Genomic DNA, 18,007 nt, shown 5'->3' with positions numbered 1-18,007 from the left:
AATCAACCGGAAACGCTGCAGGGTACATCATGAAGAGAGAAAAGAGGATTACGATGAAAAAGCTGTTATCAATGCTGCTGTGCGCGGCCATGCTGCTCGGCACGCTGGCAGGATGCGGCCAGAAAGCCGGGGCCTCGTCCGAAAACTACCGCAAGCTTTATTCCGAGGAATTCACGACCATGAATTATCTGATTTCCGGCAGCCAGACCGAACAGGCGGTCGCGGCCAACTGTGTGGACGGCCTGATCGAGTACGACAAATACGGCGTCGTACAGCCCGGCCTTGCGGAATCATGGGAAACCAGCGACGATCAGCTCACCTGGACCTTCCACCTGCGCAAGGGCGTAAAATGGGTGGACAGCACCGGCAAAGAGGTCGCCGACGTTAGGGCGCAGGACTTCGTAGACGCCGCCCGGTATCTTCTGACGGACACCTACAAATCGGAAACCGCGAATATTTTCTACAGCGTGGTCGAAAACGCGGAGGACTACTATAATAAGAAGATTACGGACTTTTCGCAGGTCGGCGTCAAGGCTACCGACGACAGCACGCTGGTTTACACGCTGAAAAAGCCGACCTCGTATTTCCTTTCCATGCTCGTTTACGTCTGCTTTTTGCCGGCGAACGGCGATTTCCTGAAGGAAAAGGGCGCCAATTTCGGGATCGACAATACCGGCCTTCTGTACAACGGCGCTTATCTTCTGACCACCTACGAGCCACAGGTCTCCCACGTCTATACCAAGAACGACAAGTACTGGGATAAAGACAAGGTCTACATCGGCACCATTACCGAAACCTATAATAAGGAAAGGAACACCCTCGCGCCGGAGATGTATAAGCGCGGGGAAATCGATCAGGCCTATATTTCCTCCGATATTCTCGACGAGTGGATGAAAGACGATTCCACCAAAAATCTGGTCAGCCCGAGCCGCAGCCAGTGCTACTCCTACTTCTACGCCTTCAACTTCAACCCGAAGTTCGACGCGCAGTACGAGCCGGACAACTGGACCAAAGCCGTCAACAACGAGAATTTCCGTAAATCCGTCTTCTACGGCCTTGACCGCATCAAGGCGCTTGCCGTCGCGGAACCGTACAATCCGGATAAACAGCTTCTGAACACGGTCACCCCGCCCGCCCTGGTCGATCTGGACGGTACGGACTACACCGAAATCGGCGACCTGAAAGCGATCACCGCCCGCGATTCCTTCCAGGCGGACGAAGCCAAAAAATACGCCGAAAAGGCAAAAACGGAGCTGAAGGCCGCGGGCGCGACCCTGCCGGTCAAGATTCTGATGCCGTACAATCCGACCATCGCCAACTGGGATAAGGAGTGCCAGGTGGTCGAGCAGCAGCTCGAGGGCCTGCTCGGCAAGGATTACATCGATATTATTCCCGAGGCCGGCCCGTCGACCGGGTTCCTTTCCGCTACGCGCCGCGCCGGAAAATACGCGCTGATGAAGGTCAACTTCGGCCCCGACTACGCCGACCCGCAGACCTTTACCGACCCGTTCCAGCCGAACGACGCGAACGGCGAGGGCGGCGGCAACTACAACTGGCCCGAAAAGGCGCAGGGCTACACCGACGCCGACGGCAACAAGACCTACACCAACCTGTATAACGCCGCGATTGCGGAATCCACCGACCTCGACAAGCGCTACAACGCGTTTGCCAAGGCGGAAGCCTTCCTCATCAACAACGCGTTCGTCATTCCCTACGGCCTGAACACCGACGGATATCAGGTCACCAAGAGGAACGAATTCGATTACCAGTACGCTCCGTTCGGCGTTTCCATCCTTCGCTACAAGGGGCAGCATCTGCTTGAAAAGCCCATGAGCATGGATGAATTCTACGCCGCGGAAAAGAAATGGGACGAAGAGCGCGCGGCCGCGCTTGCCAAAGCAAAGAAATAAGGATTCCTGAAGGATAAACGAAAGAATAATGGCTCCGTTGAAGCGCGGCGGAGCCATTATTCCTATTTTTGATCGATAGGACATGAGAATGGGCATTCCGGTGAACGCCTATTCTCATATCCTGCCGCAAAGGAGCATTGCCATGTTAAAATACACAGCCAAACGGCTGGCACAGTCCCTGATCACCCTGTTTATCATCATCACCATTGTGTTTTCCCTGATGAGGCTGATGCCGATCGAGGGGTACTTCCAGAATTTCGACAAGCTGGATAAAAACCAGATTCGCACCGCCCTGCAGAGCATGGGGCTTCTCGACCCGCTGCCGGTTCAGCTCAAGAACTTCTACATCCGGCTTTTCCACGGCAGCCTGGGCAATTCGCTGATCTACCGCCCCAACGTGCCGGTCATGGAGATCATCGCGTCGAAAGCGCCGGTATCCGTCTATATGGGCCTCGCCTCCATGGCGATCGCCCTTTTGCTGGGCCTTCCGCTCGGCACCGCCATGGCGCGCAGCAAAAGCGGCTTCTGGGATAAATTCGGCACCGCGTTCATCGTATTCGTCACCGCCGTACCCGCCGCCGTCTACTACCTTCTGGTACAGCTCTACTTTACCGACTGGCTCGGCCTGCCGATCCTGTTCAGCGCCGCGAACCCGGTCAGCTGGATCCTTCCGACCGTGTCGCTGTCGCTCGGCAACATCGCCTATTACGCCATGTGGCTCAGGCGGTACATGGTCGACGAGCTGAACAAGGATTACATACGGCTTGCGCGCGCGAAGGGCGTGGACAGCAAATCCATCATGAAGAACCACGTGTTCCGCAACGCGTTCGTACCGATGGTGCAGTATCTTCCCACCTCCCTGCTGTACACCATCGCCGGTTCCATCTATATTGAATCGCTGTATTCGGTCCCCGGCATGGGCGGCCTGCTGGTCAACGTCATCCAGCGCCAGGACAACAACATGGTGCAGGCGCTGGTGCTGATCTACTCCGCGGTGGGCATTGCGGGCCTGCTGCTCGGAGATATCCTGATGAATCTGATGGACCCGCGCATCAGCTTTGTGAAAAAGGGAGGCGCACGGTAATGGCCCTGAGACACAGAAAATCCGCCGCTGTGGAAACCAGCATCAACCGCTCCCTCAAAGAGCTGAGCGACAACGAGCTGTTCACCTTCGCGGGCTTTGACGAGGCCGCCGCGGAGCGCTCCGGTTACTCGGACTACTCTTACTGGCGCTCCACCTTTCAGGTTTTTCTGAAAAACAGGGTCGCTCTGTCCCTGCTGATTTTAATAGGAGCCGTCCTTCTGTTCACCTTTATCCAGCCGATGATCCCCGGCCAGCGCTCCGCGACGGAAATTTTCAACGGCGCAGACGGTTTGCAGCTGAGAAACCTGCAGCCCGGCGGGGAGTTCTGGTTCGGTACCAACTCCATCGGTCAGGATCTGTGGAGCCGCGTCTGGAGCGGCACGCGCACCTCGCTGCTGATCGGCTTCGCCGTCGCGCTCAGCGAGGCGGCGCTCGGCATCCTGATGGGCGTTCTCTGGGGCTACGTCCGCAAGCTCGACCGGTTATTCACCGAAATTTACAACGTGCTGGACAATATTCCCCAGACCGTCGTCCTGATCTTGTTCTCCTACATTATGCGGCCCAGCATCCCGACGCTGGTGTTCGCCATGTGCCTGACCGGGTGGCTCGACATGGCGCGGTTTATCCGCAACCAGATCCTGATCATCCGCGACCGGGACTACAATCTGGCCTCCCGCTGCCTCGGCACGCCGACGCGCCGCATTATCCTGAAAAACCTGCTGCCGTATCTCGTCTCCGTCATTATGCTGCGCATGGCGCTGGCGATTCCCGCCGCCATCGGCAACGAGGTGTTCCTCACCTATATCGGGCTGGGGCTTCCGGTCAGCATCCCGTCGCTCGGCAACCTCATCAACGAGGGCCGCGTGCTGATGACCTCCCCCGCGCTGCGGTACCAGCTGTTTTTCCCCGCGGTCGCGCTTTCCGTCGTCACGATTTCGTTTTATATCATCGGCAATGCGTTCGCGGACGCGTCCGACCCGAAAAACCATGTTTAAGGAGGCTGAAGAATGGAACAGGAAGTCATTCTTTCCGTAAAAGACCTGGAAGTAAAATTCAATCTTCGCGGGCGCATTCTTCACGCAATCCGCGGAATATCGCTCGATCTTTATAAAAGGGAAAGCCTTGCGATCGTCGGGGAATCCGGCTCCGGCAAGTCCGTCCTGGTCAAAACCTTTATGGGCCTTCTGGACGCGAACGGCACGATTACAAACGGAGAAATCCTTTATGACGGCAAGGATCTGAGCAAGCTGAAAACCGAAAAGGAATGGCTCGCGGTGCGCGGCAAAGAGATCGCCATGGTGCTGCAGGACCCGATGACCAGCCTGAACCCGCTCAAGACCATCGGCTACCAGGTCTGCGAGGCGGTCGAGCTGCACCAGGGGCTGAAAGGGGCCGAAGCGAAAGCGGCGGCAGTTTCCATTCTGGAGGACGTCGGCATTTCCGACGCGAAACACCGGATGCACCAGTATCCCCATGAGTTTTCCGGCGGCATGCGCCAGCGCGTGGTCATCGCCATCGCCGTCGCGTGCAAGCCGAAAATCCTGATCTGCGACGAGCCGACCACCGCGCTGGACGTGACCATTCAGGCGCAGATTCTGAAGCTGCTCAAGGATTTAAAGGATAAATACGATCTGACGACGATTTATATTACCCATGACCTGGGCGTGGTTGCCAACGTGGCCGACCGCATCGCGGTCATGTACGCGGGCGACATCGTGGAAATCGGGAAATGCGAGGAAGTGTTCTACAATCCCCGCCACCCGTACACCTGGGCGCTGCTCTCGTCCCTGCCGCAGCTCGGCGTCAAGGGTGAAAACCTGTACTCCATCAAGGGCGCCCCGCCGAACCTGTTCACGCACATCGAGGGCGACGCGTTCGCGCCGCGCAACCCGCGCGCGCTGAAAATCGACTTTGTCAAGCGTCCGCCGTATTTTGACGTAAGCCCCACCCACAAGGCGCGCACCTGGCTGCTGGACCCGCGGGCGCCCAGGGTGGACCCGCCGGAAATCGTCCGGAATCTGCACCGGGAGGTGAGCGGCCATGCCTGAGAAAAAAACGCCGCTGCTGGAAGTAAAGGACCTTACCGTCACTTTCGGCACCAGAAAACAGAAATTTACCGCCGTGGACGGCGTGAGCTTTTCGATTCAGGAAGGAGAAACCTTCGGGCTGGTCGGGGAATCCGGTTCCGGAAAAACGACCATCGGCCGCTCGATCATCCGGATCAACCCCACCTCCGGCGGGGAAATCCTGTATAAGGGCAAAAAAACAAACGGCCCGATTTCACGGGAGCTCGACCGCGAGCTGACGCGCCGCATCCAGATGATTTTTCAGGACCCGATGGCGAGCCTGAACGAGCGCGCCAAGGTGGACTATATCGTCTCGGAGGGCCTTTACAACTGCGGAAGGCACCTGAGCGAAAAGGAGCGGCGGGAAGAGGTCGACCGTGCGCTGGCCGACGTGGGCCTGCTGCCCGAATTCGCCAGCCGGTTCCCGCACGAATTTTCCGGCGGGCAGCGGCAGCGCATCGGCATTGCGCGCGCACTGATCATGCAGCCGGATTTCATCATTGCCGACGAACCAGTCAGCGCGCTCGACGTTTCTATCCGCGCGCAGGTGCTGAACCTGCTTGCCGAGCTGCAGAAAAAGCGCGGGCTGACCTATCTGTTTATCGCGCACGACCTTTCCGTCGTCCGCTTTATCTCCGACCGCGTTGCGGTCATCCGCAAGGGCGTGCTGGTGGAGCTGGCCGAAACGGAGCAGCTGTTCGCCCGCCCGCTGCACCCCTACACCCGCGCGCTGCTTTCCGCAATTCCGCTGCCCGACCCGGCCGCGGAAAAGAACAAGCAGCTTCTGGTGTACGACCCCGAAATGCACGATTACTCGGTCGACAAACCGGTTTGGTGCGAAATTGAGCCCGGCCATTTTGTACTGGCAAACGAGCCTGAGCTGCAAGAGTACCGGAAAATATTGGAGGGATAACATGTTTACGCCGAAACCACTGTTCCCGGGCGCGCGCGTCGCGCTGATCGCCCCGGCCGGCCCGGTACCCCCGGAGCGCTTCGGCCCGGCGGTCCGGGCGGTGGAAGAGCTCTCCTTAAAGCCCGTCATCTTTGAAAGCTGCCGCAGGGCGCACGGCTACCTGGCCGGGGACGACCTGCTTCGCGCCAACGACGTCAACGCGGCGTTCGCGGACAGGGAAATCGACGGCATCCTCTGCATCCGCGGCGGCTACGGCGCGCAGCGCCTGATGAACCGGATCGACTGGAACAGCATCCGCAGGCATCCCAAATTCTTCTGCGGCTACAGCGACGTCACTTCCCTGCACATCGTACTGAACCAGCAGTGCTGCATGGTCACCTACCACACCCCCATGCCTGCCACGGAATGGTACCGGGGCATGGACGAGTACACGGCGGGCAGCCTGAAAAAGGCGCTGTTCGGCGGAAAAACCGGCGAGCTGCGCAATCCAGACAATATGCCGGTCCAAACGCTGGTCGGCGGATGCGCAAGGGGAATCCTGACCGGCGGCAACCTGTCGCTTGTGTCGTCGTCGCTCGGGACCTGCTATGAAATCAACACCAAAGATAAAATCCTGTTTCTTGAGGACGTGGGCGAAGAGCCGTACCGGATAGACGGGATGCTGAACCACCTGAAAATGGCCGGTAAATTCCGCGACTGCGCCGGGATCCTTCTCGGCTCCTTCACCGGCTGCGCGGCGGAGGACCCGCAGAAATCGCTGACGCTGCGGCAGGTTTTTGAAGAACTGCTCGTGCCGGAGCACAAGCCCGCCCTGATGGATCTGGCCTGCGGGCACAGCCTTCCCAGCATGAGCCTGCCGCTGGGAAAGGAAATCGAAATGAATTCCATCTCCGGAAAAATCACGGTATTGGAGGGATGATATGAAACGGGATGAACTGCGTGATTACGCGGAAAACGAAATTCAGGACATCAACGCGAAGGTTTCGCTTCTGGTATACGACTTCGATCAGGACGAAACGCTGCTCTCCTTTCATGAGAAAGACCGGGTGGTTTCGGCCAGCACCATCAAAACGCCCATCCTCCTGACGGCGCTGGACATGGTACAAAGCGAAAAACTGTCCGTCGGGCAGATGCTCCGCCTGCCCGGGGAAGAAATTCTGGACGACACCGAGGTGTTCGACCGGGGCGTGCGGGAATACCCGCTGGAAGAGCTTCTCACCTGGATGATCATCAACAGTGACAACACCGCCACCAACGTGCTGATCGAATTCCTGGGTATGGATGCCGTAAACGCCTGCTGCCGGAAGCTGGGGCTGAAAGCCACCGTTCTCGAACGGAAAATGCTCGACTGGGAGGCAATCAGACAGGGCCACAACAATTATACCAGCGCGCAGGACCAGCTGACCGTGTTTCAGAGCCTGCGCCGCGCTTCGATCCTGACGCCGGAGCTTTGCCGCCGCGCGCTGGGGATTCTGGAACGCCAGCGCGATTTCAGCATGGCGCTGCGGTACATCGCCGACCGGGACTTCTCCGCCGCGCACAAAACCGGCGGGCTGAATTATCTGAATCACGACACAGGCATCTTTTCCCTGCCCGGCCACGAATATTATTTCGGATGCTTTGTCACCGACTCCACGGACGACACGAAAGAAAACCCGCTGTCCAAAAAGCTGATCGGCAGGCTTTCCCGCAAAGTCTACGACTATTATAAAGAGGGATGACATGGAATACGCACTGATAAAAGAGGCGATTGCGCCGCTCATGGAGCTGCCGGACCGCAGCAGCGAGCTGACCGACGAGGCGCTCTGCGGCATGACGGTGGAAATTTTAGAACGGCGGGACGGATGGGCGCGCGTGCGCACGCACTACCGCTACGAGGGCTGGGTGATTGAGGCGTCGCTTTGCTTTGGGGAAAGCTTTGTCCGGGGCTGGGACGCCGCCTCTAAAAAAACGGTCCTGCAGGCTTACGCCGACGTGCTTGACGAGCCGAAGGTGCAGGGGCATCCGGTTGGCTCGGTGACCCGCGGCGGCCTGCTGAGCCCCGTGGGGCAGCCGGAAGACGGCTGGCAGCGCGTCCGCTTCTGCGACGGTCGGGAGGGCTTTACCTGGGGCGCGTTCCTCGGGGAACAGATCACGTCATGGGATAAAAAAGACGAGCCCGCTCTGCGAAAGGCGCTGGTAAACACCGCGCTCGGCTATTTCGGCACACAGTACCGCTGGGGCGGGAAAACGCCGCTCGGCATCGACTGCAGCGGCCTGTGTTCCATGGCGTATCTGATGAACGGGGTGCTGATCTGCCGCGACGCGCACATTCTGCCGGAATTTCCAATGCGCGAAATCCCCTTCCAGGAGATCAAAGAAGGCGACCTGCTGTTTTTCCCCGGGCACGTTGCCATGTACCTCGGCGACAGCCGGTACATCCACGCGACCGCGGGCAACAACTGCCACGGGGTCGTCATCAACAGCCTTGACCCCAAGGCCCCGGATTACCGGGCCGACCTGCCCGGAAAGCTGCTCTGCGCGGGCAGCATCTTCTGAAAAAATATCCGCCCCGCTGCACAATACAGCGGAACGGCCAGACTATAGAGCAAGTTGATTTCCGTTTTTCGGCTCCCTCTCTGAGGGAACTGGCAGGCAAAGCCTGACTGAAGGAGTCGTTACTCCCTCCGACGCGCCGAGCGCGCCACCTCCCTCAAAGGAGGGAGGCTCATGAAGAAACGTCCTGTTCGTGAATAAAGGCCCTGTACCGTTCCTATGGAATGGACAGGGCCTTTTGCGTATTCTATCAATCCTCACGCGGGACCGGGTTGGCCGAATACAGCAGCTTCAGCATCTCCGGGTCGGCAACGCCGGTGACCACGAGCCCGTTCAGCAGCTGGAAATCCTTCACGCTCTGCTCGGTGCCCTCCGCGAACTCGCCGGTCGGGGTCACAAACATATAGCCGAGCTCTTTCAGCCGGTTCTGCATCTTCAGTACCTCTTCGCCCTTATCACCCTTTTTCAGCGTAAGATTGGTGTTTCCCGCCGCCGTGGAAGAAGCGGAGGAGGAGGAACCGCCCTGATTGCCTGTAGAGGCAGAGGCCTGGGATGCCGTGCCGGAAGACGGGCTGGAAGAAGCGGACGGTGCGCTGGAAGCCTCCGTGCCTTCGAGAAGCTCCGGATAAACGGTTCCGGCCATAAAGCTGACCGCCTCGATCATCCCCCTTCCCTGCAGGAGCATCCGGTTCGGGTCCATCTCGTAAACCCTGCCTTCCTTGACCGCGCCGAGCTTTTTGTACTCCTCGGACGCCGCCAGCTTTGCCTTTAAGCCGGTCGGGCAGAATATGTATTTCGGATCGGCCAGCAGCAGGGCGCCGACGGAAAGCCGATTTCCCGTGCCGTCGGAAGCGGCGTTGACCAGCCCTGCGGATTCAATCAGCTTGCCCTCCAGAGTGTCGCCGGTAACGGCCCCGCCCTGTGTGTCGTAAAGATACGCGACGGTGGTCGGCGTGTCGCTGGGCGGGATAATGCGGCTGATATCGTCAATGGTAAGGAAAATCCCCTGAGAAATTTTCCTGCCCTTTTCATAACCGGTTTTCGCGCCCTTCATGGCCGCGCCGACCTGGGAATAAAGCCTGTCCAGATCTTCCCTGCCGGTCGCTTTCGCGATGGCGAGCACCGCGATCCCTTCTTTGTTCAGCGCGGACAGCTGTTCGTCGGTGGGCTTGGCGTCGGTAAATACCAGCCGCGCCCCGAGGTCCTTGATTTTCTGCGCGTCGTCCAAAGTCACGTCGGGCAAAACGGAAAGGTCGCTCTGGGTACACTGCGCGCTCTTCGCCTTCAGCTGGGCTTCGTACCCGATCGCGAGAATCACGTCGGCAATGTTCGGAGAAAGCACCGCGACCCCCGCCGGTTCCTCACTGATGGTGACGTTCCCGATGGTTACCGGGAAATCCTTGGTCCCGGCGCCGGAAGAGATATCGTTTTTCGGCCCGCAGGCCGCAAGGGCCCCCGCGGCAATGGCGATGCACAGAAATACCGCCGTTATTTTTTTCAGCATGGTATGCTCCTTTCCGTCTCTTATGAAATCTTCTGTCCGCGCCTGATACGCGCTTCCGCGTCGTCGATATACTGTCTGGCGCAGCGCGGGGAACGCCCGCCGCGCGCGGTGGCCCAGCGCTCCGCCCCTTTTTCCAGCTCGCTCATGTGCGCTTCCAGCCGCCGCTGTCTTGCCAGCAGCCGGATAATCTCCAGATAGCGCTCCCTGTCCGGCAGGGTAAAGCTGATGGAAAGTCCGAAGCGGTCCGCCAGCGAAAGGCTTTCCTGCATGGTGTCGCCGCGGTGGATATCGTCGCCCTCCCGGTCGGAAAAGGTCTCCCGCACCAGATGGCGGCGGTTGGAGGTGGCGTAGATGAGCGTGTTTTCCGGCCTTGCCGCCAGACCGCCCTCCAGCACCGCCTTCAGCGCGGCATAAGTATCGTTCTGCTTCGAAAAAGAGAGATCGTCGATAAAAATAATGAATTTCATCGGGATCGCGGCGATCTGATCGACCAGAAGCGGAAAATCCATCAGGGATTCCTTCGGCATTTCGATCATCCGCAGGCCCCTTGTGTAATATGCATTCAGCAGCGCCTTGACCGTGGAGGATTTTCCCGTTCCTCGGTCGCCGTACAGCAGGCAGTTGTTGGCGGGGAACCCCTGTAAAAAGGAAAGGGTGTTGTCCGTCGCCAGCCCGCGCTGCAGCTCGTACCCCTTCAGGTCGGCAAGCGAGGTTTTGTCGGGATACGCGACCGGCTGGATTTTTTTATCCCGCCAGATAAACGCGCGGTAGCGGGCATACATCCCGCAGCCGTTTTCACGGTAATACTCCGTCATCTTTTGAATGCTGTCCTTCAGGTCCCCCTGAAGCGCGCTCACCGGTTCGCCGGTTTTCCACCCGGGCAGACGCAGCGGGGAAATGTCCTGTTCAAACCCGCAGCCGCTCAGAAGCTGCTCCGGGGTGATCGAAGAAATATCCAGAATAATCTGCAGGTCGCGTTCCACCGCGTCCATCAGCGGCGGCGGAAAGCCGGTTGTTCCGGCCGCCGCGGCAAGGGAATACGCGTTTTCGTCATATAGCGCCGTGCCGGTCATGCACCCGGCAAAGTTTTCGCTGTACCCGCGCTCGCAAAGCACGGCGAAAAAATCTCCCCAGGCGTTCAGAAATTCCTCCTCGGACCGGTCCGCCGACCAGAGAAGCCGATAAAATGCTTTGGGGACCGTGCGGTTCAGAATGCCCTTATAAATTGAAAGGGACGCCATTTTCGCTGCGGCCAGCTTCCTCTCATTCATGCAAAACTCCCTTTCAATCTTTATAAACTTAATATCTGTTATTTTACCCTTGTTGCGGGTATTATGTCAAGTTATGGGATGCAATTGGGTTGCGATTCCAGTAAAAATTTGATATGATATTCATAATGTATTAGTTTTATTTCAGTTTGCGAGACAAAATGTGTTCCTCCCCCGCCGAAGGCGGGGGAGGAACACAATCTTGTTGTAAAATCAACTGAAAATGCTGTAGGGAAAGAGAAATAAAGAGGTAAAGGATGAAGATTTCAAAACTTGTAAGCTTCCTTCTGGCAGCGGCGCTTTTGCTGGGGCTGTCCGCCTGCGGCACAAAAGCAGACGCCGGCGTGCTGATGCGCGAAGCGAAAACCAATGCCAACGCCATTCAGAACTGTACCGCCGCCATTGACAATACACTGGAATTCACCGCGAACAACAAACCGTACACCTATCAAACCGGCAGCACCAGCGTTTACTGGGCGAAGCCGTTCGCACTGAAATCCACCCAGACCTCGCTTCTGGGGGGTGTAACGGGCAGCAGCGTGTCCTACACCGTCACCGACGGCGACGGCGTATGGTTCTATTCAAACGCAGGCAGCGGCTGGCAGAAGACCTCCGCACAGGGCGTCGCCTCCACCCCGCTGGAACAAATCGATATCCTGCGGCTTCTCGGCAGTGTTTCCGGGCAAAAATATGTACGGGAAACGGTATTGGATTCGCAGAAAGTACATAAAATAGAATTGACCTTCCAGAATGAAGTACTGAGAAGTACGATTGAAAATATCGTCACCGCCACGGGCATGTCCCAGGGCTCCCGGACGGTCGTACAGACCCTGCTGGACAGCGCGCCCCCCATTTACGGCTACTGCTATGTCGACGAGGCTTCCAGCCAGATTGTGAGGGTGGAGCTTGACGCGACCGAAGCGGTCAACAAGATTTTTCAGAATATAGACGGAAGCGGTACCGCGGTGACTGTCTCCAAATGTGAGATCAGCGGAAATATCGAAGGCATCGGCAAGGCGCCCGCTGTGGAGCTGCCCGCCGACGCCTCGGCCGCCCGAACGGTGCAAGCCGCCGGTTAGAGCAATCGCCGGTTTCACTCCCTTTTACGGGCCCTGCGGCTTGCATGGGCCCGTGAAGGGAGACAAAACACTTCCGAATTAATAGTAGAACCTGATAAACTTGATATTGTAAAAATCGCACGCAAGAATGTCGTCGGTCCGGGTCTCCCGGATCAGAATATAGTTGATACCGACGCCCAGCAGGGTACCGGTCCGATCCGTCAGCGTATTGGTTCCCACCAAAAAAGTAACGAGTACCGGCCGGCCGATCTGCGTTCTTAAAAAACCGTTCAGATATTGCAGACTGTCCGGCGTAACCACGCTCGGGGGCATCCCGGTCTGAACCTGTGTCGCCGACGTTGTCGGCGCCTGGCCGCCCGCCGTCTGAGGGACCCCGTTTCCGGACTGCCGCATGATCCCTATGTCCGATTGCGGCGACGGCATCTGCGGCATAGCGGCACCGGTTTGCTGCCCGGTCCCTGTGCCTGTCACGGATTGCAGCATTCCCGTCTGCGGCTGCTGCATCCCCGTCTGTGGAAGGGAAGCCGCGGGAAATTGCTGGGTTGATTGCGCAGGCTGTTTTTGCTGTTGGATAGGATTCATATAATTGTAGCTCGCAACGCCTTCCATGACAGACGGCGTATTTTTCATGGTTTCCGCTGTGGGATAAAGCGCGGCCTGGCATGGGGGCATTTTGTATTCGCCAACCGCATTGTTATTGTCCATCATTTTGATTCCTCCTTAGAATCATGTAGTCGCGTATACTGAGGTAGGAGAATAGTAACAGTGCTGATTAATTCTGTTGAAAATCACGCCGGCTCCTCCCGGCGGGAAGTAAGGCGGGCATTGGGGATTAAACGGGTTGAAGTAGAAGAGGGAGTTTCCGACACCGGAAAAAATGTTCCCCGCGATCGCCCAGTCCGCTATTGCATAGTGGACTTCCTCAGGGTCCATATTCCATACGTTCTGAGCATTGTAAGCGCCGGCGACTACCTCTTTCATGCAGGTAAACTGGCCCTGCTGTTCAATAATGGCGCGGATATCGCCGCCGTTGCTTACGCGGGCGAATTCCCCGTTGGGGACCTGTGCGCGGTTGACAATCACGGAGGCGACTGCGCGCATCCCGTTGTCTCCTTCTCCGCCCGCTTCGCATTTGATTAGTTTCGCTAAAAGTTCTCTTGTTGTTAATGGCATATTATCACCTGATTTTAGAAGTTGTCTAATGGCATAATATGTTCTTTACTGCTCTTCCGGCACAACATCCTATGCTGTGCCGGAATTTTTTACAGTCTTATGAAACTTGAAAAACACTTGACTTTTACGTCCCGAATCGATAAAATGTATAAGTGGCTCTACAGTAGCCACCGGAATTCTTATCATCAGCGTTCATATGGAAGCGTATCGAAGTGGTCGTAACGAGCCGCACTCGAAACGGGCGAGGTCAAATCTGTGAACGAATTCCGCAGATGTCCATGTCTACTAGGTTTCCGAGCCGCAAAACTCAGGAATCCGCGGTTCCATTCTAACACGTTTCTAACGCCTGTGCCACCCTGAAAAACGGGGTAAAATTGAATACGGAAGCGTATCGAAGTGGTCGTAACGAGCCGCACTCGAAATCAAAACCGTTTTTCGTAAGCCTCTGCTCGGAAAGCCTTGATATGACTGGGTTTTTCGGGGTTTTACAATTTCATATTTTACTCGTTCTCCCCATCTGTTCTCCCCAATTTCTGAGGTGAGCTGATGTGAGAAATATACGGAGCGGTATCGAAGTGGTCATAACGGGACTGACTCGAAATCAGTTGAACCGCAAGGTTCCGTGGGTTCGAATCCCACCCGCTCCGCCATCGAAAAGCCAGTAACCATGCGGGGTTGCTGGCTTTTTCTTTATGCCGGAATGGTGTTCTGAGCGGACTTTTTCGCTGTTCTCTCCATTTTTCTGGAGAGAACGGCTACTGCACTGCAAGTCCCAAGCCATTAAGCATTGCGTCAGCCGAAGAAATCTTTGAATTGTAATCGAGATGCGCATAGATGTTTGCCGTGGTCGAGAAATCGCTGTGTCCGAGCCAGTCCTGAATCTGCTTCATGGGAACGCCGTTTGCAAGCATGAGCGAGGCGCAGCTATGTCTCAAATCGTGAAATCTGATCTCTCGAAGCTCATTTGCCCGAAGCAGCTTGCGGAAGCTCTCTGTAACATAATGGGGCTTGATCAGATCGCCAATCTCGTTGATACAGACATATTCCTGATATTCCCTGATGTAGGACCGCCCACAAAGTCTGCGGTTTTCCGCCTGCTCTTCCTTGAGTGCCAGCAACCGCGTTTTCACAAACGGAACAAGCGGCAGCGTTCTCATGCTGGACTTTGTCTTCGTCGTATCGGAGGCAACCAGCGTAAGCTTTCCGTCAATATCGCATGAAGTAACGGTATGTCGGATGGTCAGTGTGTCATGCTCAAAGTCAATGGCATCCCATTTCAATCCGATTGCCTCACTTCTGCGAAGACCGTAAAAAGCCCCAAACAAGATCGGGATTTCCAGCTTGGTTCCTTTCGATGCAGCGAATAAAGCGTTCATTTCATCTGCATCGTAGAAGCTCCCGACAAAGTGTTCTTTCTTAGGTCTCTCCACCTTGTCTGCCGGATTGACAGGGATCAAATCCATCTTCACGGCATATTTCAAAGCCTTGTGAATATTTGCGTGGTAGTGGATGACGGAACAAGCACTGACTCGATCAAGCTCTTTCAGATAGAAGTCCTGAATATCCTTCGCGGTCAAACCTTGAAGGGTTGTCTTCTTTTCGCGGAAATAAGGAGAGATAACACGCTTCACCATGTTGGTATAAGAAGCGTATGTCGGAACTGCAATGGAGCTTTTCACGACACGAAGCCATTGCTCCATAAAGTCTGCAAAAAGGATTTCGCTTGTCACCGGCTCATCCGGCTGAAAGGTACGGCGTTTCTCAGCAAGAATTGCCTCAGCCCGTTTCTTGTTGCCCTTCACAGTTAAGCCGGTTGACATCCATTTGGTCTTTCGATTCCCAAGAGAATCATTATAGTTTAGTACAGCATAAAAATAGCCATTCTTCTCACGAAGATGCCCTGCTACCATAAAAATACATCCTTCTTCGCAGCAGAGACACCTACCGTCAACTGGGAACCTATTATACCAGAACCGGGTTCGAATTGGAGGACCTCTGTGCAATTCTTTTTTGTAAACTTTCCGAGTCCAAAACTTATGCGTTTGCCACTTCTTGCAGCTCTACACATCCAATGGACAGGTAAGTGAAAAGGTGAGCCTTCGGAATACGATAGGCTCTGCCGACCTTGAGGCAGCAGACTTTTCCTTCTCTGAGGATGCGATAACCTGTTTTTGTGCTGATGCCGAGGATTTCACACATCTGTTCAATGTTCATGACGTCCGGGTATTCCTTGAGCATCAATTTGTATGCGTCCCTCTGTGTGATCGTAGTTGTATTCACCCGTCTCACCTCCTTCGTGATTTTTTGCTTATCAGCAAAAGGATGCGCAGCAGTCTTTGTCGGACTGCTGCGCATAGTTTTCATTGATAAATTTTCCAGCATATTTATCTCGTCCCCTGCTGAATAGGGAGTGCTGCGGACTGCCGACGGTCAACCGGCATCATGGGAATCTCACCCCTCCGAGGAACGCTCCGAGCCGCCTGTCTCAAGGACAGACGGAAGTATCATTGTACCCAACTTCTACATCGTCGCAAGCAGCCACACCACATGACTGTTATAGCTCTCCGGTGATCGCTCGCTCCAAACGGAGGTCTTGGCGTCGGAAACTGTGTTGCTACGCAGAAGCGGAAAGATCCGCAGCACTGACTATTCAGTTTTCAAGGAACATGAGAAGGATTACTGTCCTCTCACCTTACTACGGACATCTCAAGGCGTTTTTTTGACATGCTCTGCAAAAAATCAGAAAAGTTTTTTTGCTCGCTTTCTGATGCGTCCTATGGTCCGGGTGACGTTTGCAACATCAATTCCGGTTTCCTTCGCATAAGTCAGATATTTCATTCCGTCTACAATGCAATGCTTGTATACATCCGCTTCCCTTGCGGTGAGTGATCTTATCAGCTCTTCTTCAAGCAGATTGAACAGAGCGTCCTCCGAGCTGTTGTCACGGTCCATCGCCCACGCAGGGGCAATGTCTCCATACGCTCCTTCGATGGCATAGTCCAGAGAAAGAGGATGCAGTATTTCATTTCTCACCGAAGGTGTTTCTCCCGGCTTATCGGGAGTAATGTCACGACGGAGCCTTTTTTCCTCCCGCCGAAGGAAGCGGAAGGTGTCGGCATTAACGGCGCTCACTTCACCGGTGTTCTTCACTCGGACATAGCACTGCCCGTCATTTCTATCGATCCAAAGGTCATAGTCGAATTCTTTCGGTGTTTTCATTTTGCAGTCTCCTTTTTGATTTTTGAAATTGGGGAAAATCAAAAATCGGAGACTACGGGTACTTAGCCGAATACGGCTCCCATTGGTACATTTCTCATCCTTTCCGCTGACCCAGAGCAGTGGAAAGGCGAGAAAAATAGAGCCGCATGACGGTGAGTTGAACTTCCCATACCGATAGAACAGAGAATCCTTGAAGAAAACTCTGTCATGCGGCATTAGGAAGACTCGCCAGTCAGCGGCTCCACAGCACAGCTATGAATTATTAAATTGTTATTTTCTCTACCTCTTGCAAAGGAAGCGCAGCAGACGCCTCATGCTGAGAACATCAAAAACAGTCTCACGTCCACAGGCTTTGCACTTTGCCTGAACATGACCTCGCGTGTCCTCAAATACGACGATTGCATTGTGATGGCAATACGGGCATTCAACCATTCGCCGTTTCTGGCTGGCAATGGCTGTTCTTGCCTTTCGGATTTTGAACTGAACTTCCGGGGATGGCTCAGATACTCTTACTTTACTCTTCATTCCACACCTCCAACGGATCGCGGAAATCCGAATAAGCATATTCCTCCATATAGTCCAGCTCCTTGAGCCGGATGATGGCAGCACTCTTTGATACCCCAAAGGCTTGGCAAATCATCTTCAGGACCGAATGATCCTTGTAATTGAAATATCCTCCGTAATTCTTGAGCTTATTGCTTGCGGCGAAATACCACATAGCCAGGTCGATCTGTTCCTGCGGCATGAGAATGGCTGCGCCTAATACATTTGCCTGCCACTCATTCCAATCCTCTTTTGTCTTCAAGTCACGGAGGGAATATGCTGTATGAGCAGCATACTTTTTCCGGCATGAGGTTTTTCCGTCCTCAGACTGCATCTGATAAAGAATTTGGTGAGCGCATTCGTGGGCAAGTGTGAATCTCCGCTTTCCGCAGAGATTTCGGACTTGTCCCGGTGTTATAAAGCTCATATCCAAAATCACTTGATTCTGCTTGAGAAAAATTGTTTTGCTCTGCCCGTTTTCTTCAAGCACAAACTCGGTATCTGCGTATGCGGTCAAACCGCATAGATTCCCATCTGATGACAGATGCGCAAAGGAAACGCTCAGACCGAGATAGTCCTTTGCGAACTGATCAATCGGTGTGCCTTGAAGGTCGCCCTTCTTCCTTCCGGTTTGCTCATTGAAAAAGAAGTCGTTAAAGTCCTTCATGACGGCGACTGCAATTTCTTCAATCTGGGTGCGCAATAAATACATG

The 18,007-nt window shown here is 55.3% G+C and carries 17 protein-coding genes and 1 tRNA gene; 10 read left to right on the top strand and 8 right to left on the bottom strand.

Annotated elements, in window-relative coordinates; translation table 11 throughout:
- The first annotated feature begins 53 nt into the window (after positions 1–53).
- The 8 genes from ACRQV7_RS01530 (at position 54) to ACRQV7_RS01495 (ending at position 8,511) form a co-directional block, all read left to right on the top strand.
- A complete protein-coding gene (locus tag ACRQV7_RS01530) occupies positions 54–1,910 on the top strand; it encodes a peptide ABC transporter substrate-binding protein (RefSeq protein ID WP_444659157.1) in 1,857 nt (618 codons plus the stop codon).
- Between the two features lie 142 nt (positions 1,911–2,052).
- Positions 2,053–2,994 (top strand): ABC transporter permease, encoded by a 942-nt coding sequence (locus ACRQV7_RS01525; RefSeq protein WP_444659156.1) that lies wholly within the window; start codon positions 2,053–2,055, stop codon positions 2,992–2,994.
- Complete coding sequence (locus tag ACRQV7_RS01520; protein WP_444659155.1) at positions 2,994–3,989, top strand: ABC transporter permease; 996 nt, start codon at positions 2,994–2,996, stop codon at positions 3,987–3,989. Before ACRQV7_RS01525 ends, ACRQV7_RS01520 begins: the two co-directional genes overlap by 1 nt.
- Positions 3,990–4,001: 12 nt before the next feature.
- Positions 4,002–5,042, top strand: a complete 1,041-nt coding sequence (locus tag ACRQV7_RS01515) for an ABC transporter ATP-binding protein (RefSeq protein WP_444659154.1) — start codon at positions 4,002–4,004, stop codon at positions 5,040–5,042.
- Positions 5,035–5,973 carry an ATP-binding cassette domain-containing protein gene (locus ACRQV7_RS01510; RefSeq protein ID WP_444659153.1) on the top strand — a complete coding sequence of 313 codons (939 nt, stop codon included), beginning with the start codon at positions 5,035–5,037 and terminating at the stop codon, positions 5,971–5,973. Before ACRQV7_RS01515 ends, ACRQV7_RS01510 begins: the two co-directional genes overlap by 8 nt.
- Before the next feature lies 1 nt (position 5,974).
- The gene (locus ACRQV7_RS01505) at positions 5,975–6,892 is read left to right on the top strand and encodes a S66 peptidase family protein (protein ID WP_444659152.1); all 918 of its coding nucleotides are present in this window, start codon (positions 5,975–5,977) and stop codon (positions 6,890–6,892) included.
- 1 nt (position 6,893) lies between these two features.
- Complete coding sequence (locus tag ACRQV7_RS01500) at positions 6,894–7,694, top strand: serine hydrolase (RefSeq protein WP_444659151.1); 801 nt, start codon at positions 6,894–6,896, stop codon at positions 7,692–7,694.
- Between the two features lies 1 nt (position 7,695).
- A complete protein-coding gene (locus ACRQV7_RS01495; RefSeq protein WP_444659150.1) occupies positions 7,696–8,511 on the top strand; it encodes a C40 family peptidase in 816 nt (271 codons plus the stop codon).
- Positions 8,512–8,758: 247 nt separating this feature from the next.
- On the opposite strand, the gene ACRQV7_RS01490 is transcribed toward ACRQV7_RS01495, so the two are convergent.
- Both ACRQV7_RS01490 and ACRQV7_RS01485 read right to left on the bottom strand, forming a co-directional pair.
- Positions 8,759–10,012 carry a peptidoglycan-binding protein gene (locus tag ACRQV7_RS01490; protein ID WP_444659149.1) on the bottom strand — a complete coding sequence of 418 codons (1,254 nt, stop codon included), beginning with the start codon at positions 10,010–10,012 and terminating at the stop codon, positions 8,759–8,761.
- 20 nt (positions 10,013–10,032) lie between these two features.
- Positions 10,033–11,283 carry an ATP-binding protein gene (locus ACRQV7_RS01485; protein WP_444659148.1) on the bottom strand — a complete coding sequence of 417 codons (1,251 nt, stop codon included), beginning with the start codon at positions 11,281–11,283 and terminating at the stop codon, positions 10,033–10,035.
- A gap of 254 nt (positions 11,284–11,537) precedes the next feature.
- On the opposite strand from ACRQV7_RS01485, the gene ACRQV7_RS01480 reads away from it, so the two are divergent.
- Entirely contained in the window at positions 11,538–12,359 is an 822-nt protein-coding gene (locus tag ACRQV7_RS01480) for a hypothetical protein (protein ID WP_444659147.1), read from the top strand.
- Between the two features lie 78 nt (positions 12,360–12,437).
- On the opposite strand, the gene ACRQV7_RS01475 is transcribed toward ACRQV7_RS01480, so the two are convergent.
- Complete coding sequence (locus ACRQV7_RS01475; RefSeq protein WP_444659146.1) at positions 12,438–13,067, bottom strand: hypothetical protein; 630 nt, start codon at positions 13,065–13,067, stop codon at positions 12,438–12,440.
- Between the two features lie 18 nt (positions 13,068–13,085).
- The gene (locus ACRQV7_RS01470) at positions 13,086–13,532 is read right to left on the bottom strand and encodes a cell wall hydrolase (protein WP_275714745.1); all 447 of its coding nucleotides are present in this window, start codon (positions 13,530–13,532) and stop codon (positions 13,086–13,088) included.
- 561 nt (positions 13,533–14,093) lie between these two features.
- Here ACRQV7_RS01470 and ACRQV7_RS01465 point away from each other — a divergent pair.
- A tRNA-Ser gene (locus tag ACRQV7_RS01465) sits at positions 14,094–14,182 on the top strand.
- A 105-nt stretch (positions 14,183–14,287) separates the two neighbouring features.
- On the opposite strand, the gene ACRQV7_RS01460 is transcribed toward ACRQV7_RS01465, so the two are convergent.
- From ACRQV7_RS01460 to ACRQV7_RS01445, 4 genes are all read right to left on the bottom strand, one after another.
- Complete coding sequence (locus ACRQV7_RS01460; protein ID WP_444659145.1) at positions 14,288–15,442, bottom strand: tyrosine-type recombinase/integrase; 1,155 nt, start codon at positions 15,440–15,442, stop codon at positions 14,288–14,290.
- A gap of 124 nt (positions 15,443–15,566) precedes the next feature.
- Positions 15,567–15,812: a helix-turn-helix domain-containing protein gene (locus tag ACRQV7_RS01455; RefSeq protein WP_444659144.1), complete on the bottom strand. Its 246-nt coding sequence runs from the start codon at positions 15,810–15,812 to the stop codon at positions 15,567–15,569.
- A gap of 459 nt (positions 15,813–16,271) precedes the next feature.
- The gene (locus ACRQV7_RS01450) at positions 16,272–16,751 is read right to left on the bottom strand and encodes a sigma-70 region 4 domain-containing protein (RefSeq protein ID WP_277854802.1); all 480 of its coding nucleotides are present in this window, start codon (positions 16,749–16,751) and stop codon (positions 16,272–16,274) included.
- 514 nt (positions 16,752–17,265) lie between these two features.
- On the bottom strand, positions 17,266–18,006 hold the full coding sequence (locus ACRQV7_RS01445) for an ImmA/IrrE family metallo-endopeptidase (protein ID WP_444659143.1): 741 nt from the start codon (positions 18,004–18,006) through the stop codon (positions 17,266–17,268).
- Position 18,007 lies beyond the last annotated feature (1 nt).

Source organism: Caproiciproducens lactatisolvens, from assembly GCF_052443335.1.
Classification (GTDB): Bacteria; Bacillota; Clostridia; order Oscillospirales; family Acutalibacteraceae; genus Caproiciproducens.
Note: the sequence above shows the minus strand (reverse complement) of the source record. Positions and strands in the feature narration are given on the sequence as shown.